Source organism: Jannaschia sp. W003 (assembly GCF_025144335.1).
Taxonomy (GTDB): domain Bacteria; phylum Pseudomonadota; class Alphaproteobacteria; order Rhodobacterales; family Rhodobacteraceae; genus Jannaschia.
This window is the reverse complement of record NZ_CP083539.1, coordinates 2,467,471-2,480,240: the sequence shown is the minus strand read 5'-3', so window position 1 is coordinate 2,480,240 and position 12,770 is coordinate 2,467,471. Positions and strand designations below refer to the sequence as shown.

11 protein-coding genes are annotated in these 12,770 nt (G+C 70.1%); 5 read left to right on the top strand and 6 right to left on the bottom strand.

All coding sequences use genetic code 11. The features are described from left to right. Positions 1-14 precede the first annotated feature (14 nt). Entirely contained in the window at positions 15-1,187 is a 1,173-nt protein-coding gene (locus tag K3554_RS12185; protein WP_259940621.1) for a cytochrome P450, read from the bottom strand. Between the two features lie 121 nt (positions 1,188-1,308). Between K3554_RS12185 and K3554_RS12180 the strand changes: the two genes are divergently transcribed. The 3 genes from K3554_RS12180 (at position 1,309) to K3554_RS12170 (ending at position 4,575) form a co-directional block, all read left to right on the top strand. Then, positions 1,309-2,310, top strand: coding sequence for a DctP family TRAP transporter solute-binding subunit (locus K3554_RS12180; protein WP_259940619.1), 1,002 nt, complete (start codon positions 1,309-1,311; stop codon positions 2,308-2,310). A 69-nt stretch (positions 2,311-2,379) separates the two neighbouring features. Continuing rightward, positions 2,380-3,126 (top strand): TRAP transporter small permease, encoded by a 747-nt coding sequence (locus K3554_RS12175; protein ID WP_259940617.1) that lies wholly within the window; start codon positions 2,380-2,382, stop codon positions 3,124-3,126. A gap of 18 nt (positions 3,127-3,144) precedes the next feature. After that, positions 3,145-4,575: a TRAP transporter large permease gene (locus K3554_RS12170; RefSeq protein WP_259940615.1), complete on the top strand. Its 1,431-nt coding sequence runs from the start codon at positions 3,145-3,147 to the stop codon at positions 4,573-4,575. A 32-nt stretch (positions 4,576-4,607) separates the two neighbouring features. On the opposite strand, the gene tpiA is transcribed toward K3554_RS12170, so the two are convergent. From tpiA to K3554_RS12145, 5 genes are all read right to left on the bottom strand, one after another. Then, positions 4,608-5,354: a triose-phosphate isomerase gene (tpiA, locus tag K3554_RS12165; RefSeq protein WP_259940614.1), complete on the bottom strand. Its 747-nt coding sequence runs from the start codon at positions 5,352-5,354 to the stop codon at positions 4,608-4,610. A 37-nt stretch (positions 5,355-5,391) separates the two neighbouring features. Then, positions 5,392-5,772, bottom strand: a complete 381-nt coding sequence (locus K3554_RS12160; RefSeq protein WP_259940612.1) for an iron-sulfur cluster assembly accessory protein — start codon at positions 5,770-5,772, stop codon at positions 5,392-5,394. A 62-nt stretch (positions 5,773-5,834) separates the two neighbouring features. Next, entirely contained in the window at positions 5,835-7,532 is a 1,698-nt protein-coding gene (locus K3554_RS12155; protein ID WP_259940610.1) for a mechanosensitive ion channel family protein, read from the bottom strand. 35 nt (positions 7,533-7,567) lie between these two features. Next, positions 7,568-7,927 carry an SUF system Fe-S cluster assembly protein gene (locus K3554_RS12150; protein WP_259940608.1) on the bottom strand — a complete coding sequence of 120 codons (360 nt, stop codon included), beginning with the start codon at positions 7,925-7,927 and terminating at the stop codon, positions 7,568-7,570. 134 nt (positions 7,928-8,061) lie between these two features. Continuing rightward, positions 8,062-8,826 (bottom strand): LuxR family transcriptional regulator, encoded by a 765-nt coding sequence (locus tag K3554_RS12145; RefSeq protein ID WP_259940606.1) that lies wholly within the window; start codon positions 8,824-8,826, stop codon positions 8,062-8,064. A 231-nt stretch (positions 8,827-9,057) separates the two neighbouring features. On the opposite strand from K3554_RS12145, the gene tgt reads away from it, so the two are divergent. Both tgt and lon read left to right on the top strand, forming a co-directional pair. Further along, complete coding sequence (gene tgt / locus K3554_RS12140; RefSeq protein ID WP_259940604.1) at positions 9,058-10,194, top strand: tRNA guanosine(34) transglycosylase Tgt; 1,137 nt, start codon at positions 9,058-9,060, stop codon at positions 10,192-10,194. Positions 10,195-10,363: 169 nt separating this feature from the next. After that, complete coding sequence (lon, locus tag K3554_RS12135; RefSeq protein ID WP_259940603.1) at positions 10,364-12,763, top strand: endopeptidase La; 2,400 nt, start codon at positions 10,364-10,366, stop codon at positions 12,761-12,763. The last annotated feature ends 7 nt before the right edge of the window (positions 12,764-12,770 follow it).

Genomic DNA, 12,770 nt, shown 5'->3' with positions numbered 1-12,770 from the left:
CCCGGGCGAAGTCTTCACGAAGACTTCGCGGTCTCCACGACCAGCCGTTCCAGCCCGTGGAAGTGGTAGATGTCCGCGTAGCGCGGCGGCTCCACCAATCGCAGCGGGACCGTCATCAGCGCCCGCAGGCCCTCCAGCAGCTCCAGCCGCGCGAGCGGGGCGCCGAGGCAGAAGTGCAGACCCGCGCCGAAGCCGACGGGCGGCGGGGCGTCCGGGAACCGCGCGGGGTCGAAGCGGTCCGGCTCCGCGTAGGCCGTCGGGTCGCGGTTCGCGGCGCCCAGCAGCAGCCCGACCTGCTGTCCCCGCCGCAGGGGGTGGCCGAACAGCTCCACGTCCTCCTGCGCGTAGCGCGTGAAGAGGTGCAGCGGCGCGTCGAAGCGCAGCACCTCCTCCACAAGGGCGGGGGTTGGTTCGGCGCCCCACAGCCCCGCCTCCACCAGCGCCCGCACGCCGTTGCCCAGCGTGTGCACGGTCGCTTCGTGGCCGGCGTTAAGGAGGAGGATGCAGGTGGCGTTGACCTCGGCGCGGCTCAGGGTGCCCTCGGCTTCGACCGCGAGCAACTGGCTGACCAGATCGTCGCCGGGGCGGCGGGTCCGTGCCGCGAACACGTCGCCGAGATAGGCGGTGAAGTCCCGCGCCGCCCCGGCGGCCGCCACCTCGTGGGCGCGGGTCCGGCCCGCCTGGTACATGCCCACCATCGCGTTCGACCAGCGCAGGAGGTCCGGCGCGTCCGCCTCGGGCACGCCGAGGAGCCGGGCGATCACGCGGACGGGCAGGGGGCGGGCGAAGGCGTCGAGCAGTTCGAACGGACCCGTGGGGAAGGCCGCCACCAGCTCGGCGGCGAGGGCGGCGATCTCGGGGGCCATGGCGGCGATGCGCCGCGAGGTGAAGGCGCGCAGCACCTGCCCGCGCAGGCGCGTGTGGCGGGGCGGCTCCAGCTCCAGCATGGAGTGGTCCTCGACCGCCCAGAAGCCCGCCTGATGCGCGGGCCGCGCGGGCGGGAACGGGTCCTCGCGCCCCAGCCGCCGGTCGCGCAGCAGCGCGTCGACGGCGGCGCGCGAGGCGGCGACGGGCATCGCGTAGTCCTCCCACCACGCAAGCGGACCCAGCGGGCGCAACCGGTCGTAGAACGTGTAGGGGTCCTGCACGAAGGCCGGATCGGTGGGGGACTGCCGGACGCGCTCCATGCCCCGCGGGTGCCCGCCCGCCCCGGCGCGGTCAAGCCGTGCAGCTTTCTCTTTGACCGCGCCGCAGGAGTCGCTAGCTACGGGGCAGCGCACCACAAGACTGCGCAAAGGGAGGAAATCGATGAAGCTCTTCACCACCGCCGCCACGGCGCTGGCGCTCGCCGCCGTTGCCGCCCCCGCCTTCGCGTCCTGCGAGGACGGGGAGGTCGTCGCCAAGTTCAGCCACGTCACCAACACCGACCGCCACCCCAAGGGCATCGCCGCGAACCTGCTGATGGAGCGGGTCAACGCCGAGATGGACGGCAAGATGTGCATGGAGGTCTATCCGAACTCCACGCTCTACGACGACGACGCCGTGCTCGAGGCCATGCTACAGGGCGACGTGCAGCTCGCCGCGCCCTCGCTGTCGAAGTTCGAGACCTTCTCGAAGACGTTCCAGATCTTCGACCTGCCGTTCCTGTTCCCCGACATCGCCGCGGTCGACAAGTTCCAGGCCGGCGAGCGCGGGCAGGAGCTCAAGGACTCCATGCAGCGCCGCGGCCTGCAGGGCCTCGCCTTCTGGCACAACGGCATGAAGCAGATGTCCGCCAACCGGCCGCTGGTCGAGCCGACGGATGCCCAGGGCGTGAAGTTCCGCGTCCAGCCCTCGGACGTGATCATCGCCCAGATCGAGCAGCTCGGCGCCTCGGCGCAGCCCATGGCCTTCTCCGAGGTCTACGGCGCGCTGCAGACCGGCGTCGTGGATGGCCAGGAGAACACCTGGTCCAACATTTACGGCCAGAAGTTCTTCGAGGTGCAGGACGGCTCGACCGAGACCAACCACGGCGTGCTCGACTACCTGGTCGTGACCTCGGTCGACTGGCTCGACGGCCTCGACCCCGAGGTCCGCGACCAGTTCATGACCATCCTCGACGAGGTGACCGCCGAGCGGAACGCGGCCGTGAACGACGTCGACGCCGAGGCGCGTCAGGCGATCCTCGACGCCGGCGGCACGATCCGCGAGCTGACGCCCGAGCAGCGCCAGGCCTGGGTCGATGCGATGCGTCCCGTCTGGGAGAAGTTCGCCGATGGCATCGGCCAGGAGAACATCGACGCCGCGCTCGCGGTGAGCGAAGGCTCCTGATCCGGCCATGATCCGGACCGGCCCGCCCTCGCGGCGGGCCGGGCCGCCACGCGCGCGGGAGGGGGAGCCATGAGCGCATCGAAGTACCGGCCCAAGGGGCGCGTGGGCAGGTTCGTCCACGGCTTCGAGGAGAACGCCATCGCGGTGCTCCTCGGGCTGATGACGCTCCTGACCTTCGTGAACGTGGTCCTGCGCTACGTGTTCGGCTCCTCGCTGATCTGGGGGCTGGAGGTTGTGCTGATCCTGTTCTCGTGGCTGGTGATCTTCGGCGTCAGCTACGGCTTCAAGGTCACCTCGCATCTCGGCGTGGACGCCCTGACGAACGTGATGTCGCCGCGGCTGCGCCGCGCCGCCGCGCTCGTGGCGTGCGCCGTGACGATCGCCTACGCCGCGCTGCTCCTGAAGGGCGCGTGGGACTACTGGGCGCCCTTCGCAGGCTTCGAGCGCACCACGGGCCGCTGGTTCCCCACCGGCTTCGACGAGCGCACCCGCGACCAGGCCTTCTACATGACCGACCAGGTGCCCATGCCCGGCGTGTTCCGCTGGCTCGAGGGCGCGATCAACATGGGCGAGGAATACGAGAAGCTGCCCCGCGTCATTCCCTACGTCATCCTGCCCGTGGGCTGTGCGCTGATCCTGTTCCGCGTGGTGCAGGCCACGGTGCGCATCGTGCGCGGCGACGCCGAGAGCCTGATCGTCAGTCACGAGGCCGAGGACGCCGTGGAGGAGGTCGCGCGCGCCCACCACGCGCCCGCCGGCGAGGCCGCGCGCGACGTCTACGAAGGCTCCCACATGCCGCCCCCCGCCGGGCGCTGAACGCGAAGGTCCGCCCCGATGGAAGTCGTCCTCCTCTTCGTGCTGATCGTCGGGCTGCTGCTACTCGGCGTGCCGATCGCCGTGGCCCTGGGCTTCAGCTCCACGGTGTTCCTGCTCGCCTTCTCGACCACCTCGCTCGCCTCGATCGCCCAGAGCTTCTACAACGCCATGGACGGGCACTACACGCTGCTCGCCATCCCGTTCTTTGTGCTGGCCAGCAGCTTCATGTCCACGGGCGGCGTGGCGCGGCGGATCATCCGCTTCTCGATCGCCTGCGTGGGCCACCTGCGCGGCGGCCTCGCCATCGCGGGCGTGTTCGCCTGCATGCTGTTCGCCGCCCTGTCCGGCTCCTCGCCCGCCACGGTAGTCGCCATCGGCTCGATCGTGATCGCCGCCATGACCCGCGCGGGCTACACCAAGGAGTTCGCGGCCGGCGTGATCTGCAACGCCGGCACGCTCGGCATCTTGATCCCCCCCTCGATCGTCATGGTGGTCTACGCCTCGGCCACCGACGTCAGCGTGGGCCGCATGTTCCTCGCAGGCGTCATTCCCGGGCTGCTGGCGGGCCTCATGCTGATGGTCACGATCTACGTCTTCGCGCGCATCCGGAACATGCCCGCGGGCGAGTTCGCCGGCTGGTCCGAGGTCTGGGAGAGCTTCCGCGACGCGTTCTGGGGCCTGATGCTGATCGCCATCATCATGGTCGGCATCTACGGCATCCCCGGCGTGACGGGGGCGATCTTCACGCCCACAGAGGCCGCCGCCGTCGCCTCGGTCTACGCCTTCATCGTGGCCATGTTCGTCTACCGCGACATCGGCCCGCTGGCGGCGAAGGCTGCGCGGCCCGCGGGCGCGATGGTCGCCGGCCCCGTCGAGGGCACGCCCCGCTCGCTCCTGCGCCGGCCTTGGGCGCTGCTGACGGCCTTCGTGCACCGCGACACCCGCGACACGCTGCTGGAGGCGGGCAAGCTGACAGTGATGCTGATGTTCATCATCGCCAACGCGCTGATCCTCAAGCACGTGCTGACCGACGAGCAGATCCCCCAGCACATCGCGGGCGCGATGCTGTCGGCGGGCCTTGGGCCGATCACCTTCCTGATCGTCGTGAACGTGATCCTCCTGATCGGCGGCCAGTTCATGGAGCCGAGCGGATTGCTGGTCATCGTCGCCCCGCTGGTGTTCCCGATCGCGATCGAGCTGGGCATCGACCCGATCCACCTCGGCATCATCATGGTGGTGAACATGGAGATCGGAATGATCACGCCGCCCGTGGGTCTGAACCTCTTCGTGACCTCCGGGGTCGCGGGCATGTCGATGATGGGCGTGGTCCGCGCGGCGCTGCCGTTCCTGGCGGTGCTGTTCGTGTTCCTGATCATGGTCACCTACATCCCGGCGATCTCGACATGGTTGCCGACACTGGTGATGGGACCAGAGATCATCGTCCGGTAGCGTGGCGGGGGCGCGAGGCCCCCGCCGGCGCCTCAACTGGCGGCGAGCGCCTTCACGATCGGCACGAAGTCGTCGGCCTTCAGGCTCGCCCCGCCGACGAGCGCGCCGTCGGCGTTCTCGAGTGCGAACAGCTCGGCCGCGTTGGCGGCCTTCACCGAGCCGCCATAGAGCAGCGACACCCCCGCGCCGTCCTTCATGCGCGCGCGCAGGCGGGCGCGCAGGGCATCGTGAACCTCGGCCACCTGCTCGGGCGAGGCGACGCGCCCCGTTCCGATGGCCCAGACCGGCTCGTAGGCGACCACAGTGTTCGCGGCCGTGGCGCGCGCGGGCAGGGAGCCGTCGAGCTGGGCGGCGAGCACGTCCAGCGTCTCGCCCGCCTCGCGCTGCGCGAGCGTCTCGCCGATGCACATGATTGCGGTCATGCCCGCGGCCCAGATCGCCTCGCACTGGCGCGCCACGTCCGCGTCGGTCTCGCCATGGTCGGCGCGGCGCTCGGAGTGGCCGGCGATGCAGAAGGTGGCGCCCGCCGAGGCCAGCATCGGCGCGGAGACGTCGCCCGTATGCGCGCCCTTCGCCGCCGGGTGGCAGCACTGCCCGCCGAGCTTGAGCGCCGAGCCGGGCACCTCCGCGGCGAGCTGGGAGATCAGCGTGGCGGGCGGGCAGAGCACCGTGACCCCGGCCCAGGCGGCGGCGGCCTCGGCGATGCCGTGCGCCTCGGGGATGTCGGCGGGCGTGCCGTTCATCTTCCAGTTGCCGGCGGCGATCTTGCGAGGCTGCATGGGGGTCCCTCCTGCTGTTGCGGAGGGGATAGCCGCCTCAGCCGGGCGTGCCCAGAGCGGCGTCGAACTTGATCGACTCGCCGCAGCCGCAGGCGTCCACCACGTTCGGGTTGCGGAAGCGGAAGCCCGACTCCAGCAGCCCGGTCTCGTAGTCAATCTCGGTGCCGAACAGGAACATCTGCGCCATCGGCGCGATCAGCACCCGCGCCGCGCCGCCGTCGGGCGTATCCACGGCGATCACCTCGTCGTGGGGCTGCGCCTCGGGCACGTAGTCCATGGTGTACTCCATGCCCGCGCAGCCGCCCTTCTTGACCCCGAGCCGCAGGCCGAAGGCGTCGGACTTCGCCATCAGCCGCGCGATCTGGCGGGCGGCGGCGGGGGTCACGGTAACGGGGGACTGGCCGGGGATCGAGAACATGGGCGCGCTCCTTCGCCCTCGAACCTATGGCCCGCGGGGCGCGGTCTCAAGGGGCGGGGCCGTCACGCCCCCTCGGCCGGGGTCGCCTCGGGGAAGATCGGCCGGCCCCGCGCCTCGGCCATGCGCTGGATCGCCTTCACCAGCCGCTCGCGCGCCTCGCAGGCCACTGTCCAAGAGTTGTTGGGATCGGTGCAGGGGGCGTAGAACCACACGTCGAGGCCGAACACGTCCTGCCCGGTAATGTTCATCTTCACGTCGTCGAGATCGGCGATCCAGGGGCCGACCTCGTCGCCGTCCTTCAGCTCGCGCATGATGTCGGCGAAGGCTTCGTTCAGCGCATCGAGGTCCGCGTCGGGCAGGATCTTGAACTTCAGGATGCGCAGCATCGCCGGGTCCTGGATTGACCAGTTGGTGAAGGTCTCGGACACGAACTCCTCCACGGGCACGATCACGCGGGTGTCGTCCCAGTCGCGCAGCTGCACGAAGGTGAGGTGGATGCGCTCCACGTAACACAGGTGCTCCTTCCAGACGATCCGGTCGCCCACCCGCGCCGACTGGTTCAGGGCGATCTGGAGCGACGCCATGATGTTGCCGAGCACGTTGCGCGCCGCGAAGCCGACCACGAGGGTCAAGGCGCCGGCAGAAGCGAGGAGGCTGAGGCCCAGGCCGCGGAACACGTCGGCGGTGCTCAGCACGATGCCGGCGCCCACGAGGAAGATCACGATGGCCGCGATGCGCTTGATGGCGTTGAGGCGCGTGGCCGTCGAGCGGGCCTCGTCGCGCTCCGCCGTCGTGAGGTCCACGCCCTCGCCGGGGGCGATGGTGTTGTCGAGCACGGCGTCGATCACGTTCATCACGATCATCAGCACGGCGAGCACGTACCCAATGGCGACGAGCGGCGAGATGAAGGCGTCGATGCGCCCCGAGAACACGAAGATCGTGCCCGCGCTCCAGCCCACGAAGGCGGTGACGCCGGCGATCACGGCGGGAGTGCTGAGCGCGTCCATCACGCCGCGCACCATCGCCTGGTCCGAGCTGCGCCGCACGGTGTCGAACGCCCGGTGGATCGCCCAGGCGAGCGCGATCGCGGCGAGGATCATGATCGGCAGCCCGAGGATCTCCCACCACATCAGCCCCCAGAACCCCTCCTGCAGCAGGACTTCCGGCAGGCGGCTCTCGAACTCGGACGGCCCGTAGAGGCGGTAGAGGGCCGGCACGTCGGCCACCGTCTCCTGCGGGAACACCCAGACGGGATCGGCGTCCTCGCCCGGCTTCACGCGGTTCAGGAGGATCGCGGCGGGGGCGAAGTCGAGATCCAGCTCGCGGATCAGCAGCGAGCGGCGCGGCTCGCCCGCCTGCGCCTGCTGCGAGCCGCCCAGCGCCTGCAGCGCGTCGGGGCGCTGGCGCAGGTCGGCCCAGTCCAACACCGCCTTTCGGTCCAGCACGACGTGAAGCTGGCGGGCCAGGATCGGCCCCTCGCGGGCCTGATCGGCCTCGGGCACGTCGCGCAGGTCGAGGAGGTGCGCGGCGGCATCCCAGTCCTTGCGGGCGGCGGATTCCAAGAAGCTGCCGATGGCGGTGCGCGGGGTGCGGCGGTCGACGCGATCGGGCACCGCGCCGAGGCCGGCATTCAGACCGTCGACCTCGAAGACCGCGTCCTCCTGCGCGCGCAGGGGACCGGCGAGGAGCAGCAGCGCGGCGAGGAGGAGGGGGAGAAGGGCGGCGAGCGGGGCGGGCGGGCGGCGGCGGGCATGCGTCATCCGGCCCAACCGCGTCCAGGGGGGAGGGTTCCGCCCTACATGAAGCCGAGCTCGAGGCGTGCCTCGTCGCTCATCATCTCCATGCCCCAGGGCGGATCCCAGACCAGCTCTACGTCGACCGAGCGCACGCCGGGCAGGGGCTCCACGGCGTCGGCCACCCAGCCGGGCATCTCGCCGGCCACGGGGCAGCCCGGCGCGGTCAGCGTCATCACCACGGTCACGTCGCCCGCGGCGTCGATGTCGATCGTGTAGATCAGCCCGAGGTCGTAGATGTTGACGGGAATCTCGGGGTCGTAGACCGAGCGGCACGCTTCCACGATGCTCTCGTGGAGGGGGTGGTCGGTCGAGGACGGCCGGATCAGCGGCGCGCCTTCCATCGGGGTCTGGTCGGTCATGGCTCGGCTCCGCCGGTGCGAATGGTCGACCGTTACAGTAGGAATTGCGCGCCCCGCCGTCCAGTGCGGGACGCCCGCGCCGCGCGGGGGCGGACATTCGCCGCGCATCGCCGACTCGTCGCGGCCGCGCTTGCCTAGCGCTCCGACCAGAGAAGCTGCGCCGCCTCCATGCGGTTGCTGACGCCAAGCTTGCGGTAGGCCTTCGCGGTGTACTCGGCGACCGTGTGGGGCGAGATCGCGCAGATGCGGGCGACCTCCTTGCGCTTCAGGCCCTGCATCTGCAGCAGCAGCACCTCCTTCTCGCGCGGCGAGAGGGGGGCCGACGCTTCGGGATGCAGCTCGGCGGGGCGCAGGGCGGGCGGCGTGAAGCTCGCGGGGTCGTCGGAGACGCAGGGCATCCGCGCGGGCGCGCGCTCGAAGCCCAGCTCGGTCAGGCGGCGGTGCACCACGAGGCAGAACAGGCGGAACGTCTCGCGGAACGGCAGGATGCGTCGCTCGAACTCCGCGCGTGGCAGCGGGGTGCCGAGGTTGAACCCGCCGAAGCGTCCCGCCCCCTGCATCCGGACGGGGATCGCCAGCCCCGAGCGGAAGCCGAGGGTCGCCGCGCGATCGATGAACGCGCGGTCGTCCTCGCCGAGATAGTCGTACTCGCAGCCGAACTCAGCGCCGGTGGGCATGATCGCGTAGCTGCGGCAGCAGTGGTCGAGGAACGGATCGCGCGCCGCGTCCCAGCCCTCGTAGATTGCGGGGACGTTCGTGAGGACCCGGACGTCGCGGTGCGACGGATCGGACGACAGGAGGATGACAACGTCGATCCCCTCCGCGGCGAACGCCTGGATCGCGAGGTCCCAAACGGCTTCGATCGTGTCCGCGGCCTCGACCCGGGCACATGCGTTCATGAGCATCGTCGGACGTTCCCCTTCCACCGCCTCCCCCCCCCCACCGGGGGGATTGGGCCAAACTCGTTAACTGTGTAGCTCCTAGCACATTGCAAAAGGGTATTTTAGCCCACGTGGGGCGGTTCCATCTGACCCTTCGAGCGGAGACGCGAGGTGAGTGGCGCGTCTCCGCGACCCCCCCACGATCGGCACGCCCTTGCGTTCGAGCCCCGGCCGGTCCACCCCCGCGCGATGACCGCGACCGACCGCTTCCGCTTCACGCTCGCCGCGACCGACGGGCGCGCCCGGACGGGCCGCATCGACACGCCGCGCGGCGCGATCCGCACCCCCGCCTTCATGCCCGTGGGCACGGCCGCGACCGTAAAGGCGATGCTGCCCGCGCAGGTGCGCGAGACCGGGGCGGACGTGATCCTCGGCAACACCTACCACTTGATGCTTCGCCCAGGCGCCGAGCGGATCGACCGACTCGGCGGGCTGCACCGGTTCATGGACTGGGAGCGCCCGATCCTCACCGATTCGGGGGGCTATCAGGTGATGAGCCTTGCCGAGCTGCGTAAACTGGATGAAGACGGCGTGACCTTCCGCTCTCATGTGGACGGGTCCAGGCACCGCCTGACGCCGGAGCGGTCGATGGAGATCCAGCGCCTCCTCGGCTCGGACATCGTGATGGCCTTCGACGAGTGCCCCGCGCTGCCCGCGCCCCGCGAGCGCGTCGCCGCCTCGATGCGCCTGTCGATGCGCTGGGCGGAGCGCTCGCGCACGGCGTTCGGCGATCGCCCCGGCCACGCGCTGTTCGGCATCCAGCAGGGCGGGCTCGACGAAGACCTGCGCGGCGAGAGCGCCGAGGCGCTGCGGGGCATCGGCTTCGAGGGCTACGCCGTGGGCGGGCTGGCCGTGGGCGAGGGGCAGGAGGCCATGTTCCGCGTGCTCGACTTCGCGCCCGCGCAGCTGCCCGAGGACCGGCCCCGCTACCTGATGGGGGTGGGCAAGCCCGCCGACATCGTGGGCGCCGTGGCGCGCGGCATCGACATGATGGACTGCGTGCTGCCCACGCGCTCGGGGCGCACGGGGCAGGCGTGGACGCGGCGCGGGCAGGTGAACCTGCGCAACGCCCGCCACCGCGACGACCCCCGGCCCCTCGACGAGGACTGCACCTGCCCGGCCTGCGCCCGCTACAGCCGCGCCTACCTCCACCACGTAGTGCGCGCGAAGGAAATGATCGCGGCCACGCTGCTGAGCTGGCACAACCTCCACTACTACGGGGCGTTGATGGCCGGGATGCGCGACGCGATCGTCGACGGTGGTTTCGAGGCGTGGCGCCGGGACTTCGAGGCCGACGAGGCGCTGGGCGACGTCGAACCCATCTGATTCCGGCGATACCCGCTCTTGCGCCGCGCCGTCCGGCACGGTTGAAGGGCATCCGACCCGCGCCGCGTTGAACGGGCGCCGCGCCGTCCCCAACTGATGCGTGACAACACGGAAGGCCCGCACCGCCGCCGACGATCGGGGCCCGCGGCCTTCGCGAAAGGGACCAGACATGACCGCCACCACCACCCATCCCGTCCTGCCGCTGCGCGACATCGTGGTGTTTCCGCACATGATCGTGCCGCTCTTCGTCGGCCGCGAGAAGTCCGTGCGCGCCCTCGAGGAGGTGATGCAGGACGACAAGCAGATCCTGCTCTCCAGCCAGGTCGACCCGGCCGTGGACGAGCCCGACGCCGACGGCATCTACCGCATCGGCGTGCTCGCGAACGTGCTGCAACTGCTCAAGCTGCCCGACGGCACCGTGAAGGTGCTGGTCGAGGGCCGCTCGCGCGTGAACATCGTGAGCTTCAACGAGAACGACCGCTTCTTCGAGGCCGAGGCCGCCGCGCTGACCGAGACCGAGGGCGACCCCGACGCCGTGCGCGCGCTGATGCGCTCCGTGGCCGAGGAGTTCGAGCGTTACGCCAAGGTCAAGAAGAACATTCCCGAGGAGGCGCTGGGCGCCGTGGCCGAGGCGCAGGATCCGGCCAAGCTGGTCGACCTCGTGGCCGGCCACCTCGGCGTCGAGGTCGCGCAGAAGCAGGAGCTTCTGGAGGTGCTCGTGGTGTCGGAGCGTCTGGAGAAGGCGTTCGGCCTGATGCAGGGCGAGATGTCCGTGCTGCAGGTCGAGAAGCGCATCAAGAGCCGCGTGAAGTCCCAGATGGAGCGCACGCAGCGCGAGTACTATCTCAACGAGCAAATGAAGGCGATCCAGAAGGAGCTGGGCGACGGCGAGGAGTCCAACGAGGTCGCCGAGCTCGAGAAGCGCATCGCCGAGACCAAGCTGTCCAAGGAAGCGCGCGAGAAGGCCGAGGGCGAGCTCAAGAAGCTCAAGGCTATGTCGCCCATGTCCGCCGAGGCGACGGTCGTGCGCAACTACCTCGACTGGATGCTGTCGATCCCGTGGGGCACGAAGTCCCGCGTCAAGAAGGACATCGGCAAGGCGCAGGAAGTGCTCGACCGCGACCACTACGGCCTCGAGAAGGTCAAGGAGCGTATCGTCGAGTACCTCGCCGTGCAGGCGCGCTCGGCCAAGCTGAAGGGGCCGATCCTGTGCCTCGTCGGCCCGCCGGGCGTGGGCAAGACGTCGCTCGGCAAGTCGGTCGCCAAGGCCACGGGGCGCGAGTTCATCCGCATCTCGCTCGGCGGCGTGCGCGACGAGTCCGAGATTCGCGGCCACCGCCGGACCTACATCGGCTCCATGCCCGGCAAGATCATCCAGGCACTGAAGAAGGCCAAGACAACCAATCCCCTCATCCTGCTCGACGAGATCGACAAGATGGGCCAGGACTTCCGCGGCGATCCGGCGTCGGCGATGCTCGAGGTGCTCGACCCCGAGCAGAACTCGACCTTCTCGGACCACTACCTGGAGGTCGAGTACGACCTGTCGGACGTGATGTTCCTGACCACGGCGAACTCCTACAACATGCCCGGCCCGCTGCTGGACCGGATGGAGATCATTCCGCTGGCCGGCTACACCGAGGACGAGAAGGTGGAGATCGCCAAGCAGCACCTCTTGCCGAAGCAGGTCAAGAACCACGGCCTGCGCAAGGGCGAGTTCGAGATCGGCGACGATGCCCTGCAGGAGATGGTGCGCACCTACACCCGCGAGGCGGGCGTGCGGAACCTCGAGCGCGAGCTGGCCAAGCTGGCGCGCAAGGCGGTCACGCGCATCGTCGGCAAGAAGCAGGACGCGGTGCGGATCGACGCGGGCAACCTCGACGACTTTCTCGGGCCGAAGAAGTACCGCTACGGCTTGACCGAGAAGGACGACCAGATCGGCGTCGTGACGGGCCTCGCCTACACCTCCGTTGGCGGCGACCTCCTGCAGATCGAGGCGCTGCGCCTGCCGGGCAAGGGCCGGATGAAGACCACCGGCAAGTTGGGCGACGTGATGAAGGAGTCGATCGATGCGGCGAGCAGCTACGTGCGCTCGGTCGCGCCGCAGATCGGGGTGAAGCCGCCCAAGTTCGACAAGCTCGACATCCACGTCCACGTGCCCGACGGGGCGACGCCCAAGGACGGGCCGTCGGCGGGCCTTGCGATGGTCACCTCGATCGTCTCGGTACTGACGCAGATTCCGGTCCGCAAGGACATCGCCATGACCGGCGAGGTCAGCTTGCGCGGCAACGCCATGCCGATCGGGGGCCTCAAGGAGAAGCTGCTCGCAGCCCTGCGCGGCGGCGTGAAGACGGTGCTGATTCCCGAGGAGAACGTGAAGGACCTCGCCGAGATCCCCGACAACGTGAAGGAGGGGCTGGAGATCGTGCCTGTCACCCACGTGTCCGAAGTGCTGAAGCTGGCTCTCGTCGAGGCGCCCCAGCCCATCGAGTGGGACGAGGCCGCCGAGGAGGAGGCCGCCGCCTTGGCGGCCAAGGCCAAGGACAGCGGCGAGGGTGCCACCGCGCACTGACACGGAA

Bases quoted from the DNA above. Each gene is read 5' to 3' on its own strand.
- K3554_RS12185 (WP_259940621.1), bottom strand. From the start codon at position 1,187: ATGGAGCGCGTCCGGCAGTCCCCCACCGATCCGGCCTTCGTGCAGGAC.
- K3554_RS12180 (WP_259940619.1), top strand. From the start codon at position 1,309: ATGAAGCTCTTCACCACCGCCGCCACGGCGCTGGCGCTCGCCGCCGTT.
- K3554_RS12175 (WP_259940617.1), top strand. From the start codon at position 2,380: ATGAGCGCATCGAAGTACCGGCCCAAGGGGCGCGTGGGCAGGTTCGTC.
- K3554_RS12170 (WP_259940615.1), top strand. From the start codon at position 3,145: ATGGAAGTCGTCCTCCTCTTCGTGCTGATCGTCGGGCTGCTGCTACTC.
- tpiA (WP_259940614.1), bottom strand. From the start codon at position 5,354: ATGCAGCCTCGCAAGATCGCCGCCGGCAACTGGAAGATGAACGGCACG.
- K3554_RS12160 (WP_259940612.1), bottom strand. From the start codon at position 5,772: ATGTTCTCGATCCCCGGCCAGTCCCCCGTTACCGTGACCCCCGCCGCC.
- K3554_RS12155 (WP_259940610.1), bottom strand. From the start codon at position 7,532: ATGACGCATGCCCGCCGCCGCCCGCCCGCCCCGCTCGCCGCCCTTCTC.
- K3554_RS12150 (WP_259940608.1), bottom strand. From the start codon at position 7,927: ATGACCGACCAGACCCCGATGGAAGGCGCGCCGCTGATCCGGCCGTCC.
- K3554_RS12145 (WP_259940606.1), bottom strand. From the start codon at position 8,826: ATGAACGCATGTGCCCGGGTCGAGGCCGCGGACACGATCGAAGCCGTT.
- tgt (WP_259940604.1), top strand. From the start codon at position 9,058: ATGACCGCGACCGACCGCTTCCGCTTCACGCTCGCCGCGACCGACGGG.
- lon (WP_259940603.1), top strand. From the start codon at position 10,364: ATGACCGCCACCACCACCCATCCCGTCCTGCCGCTGCGCGACATCGTG.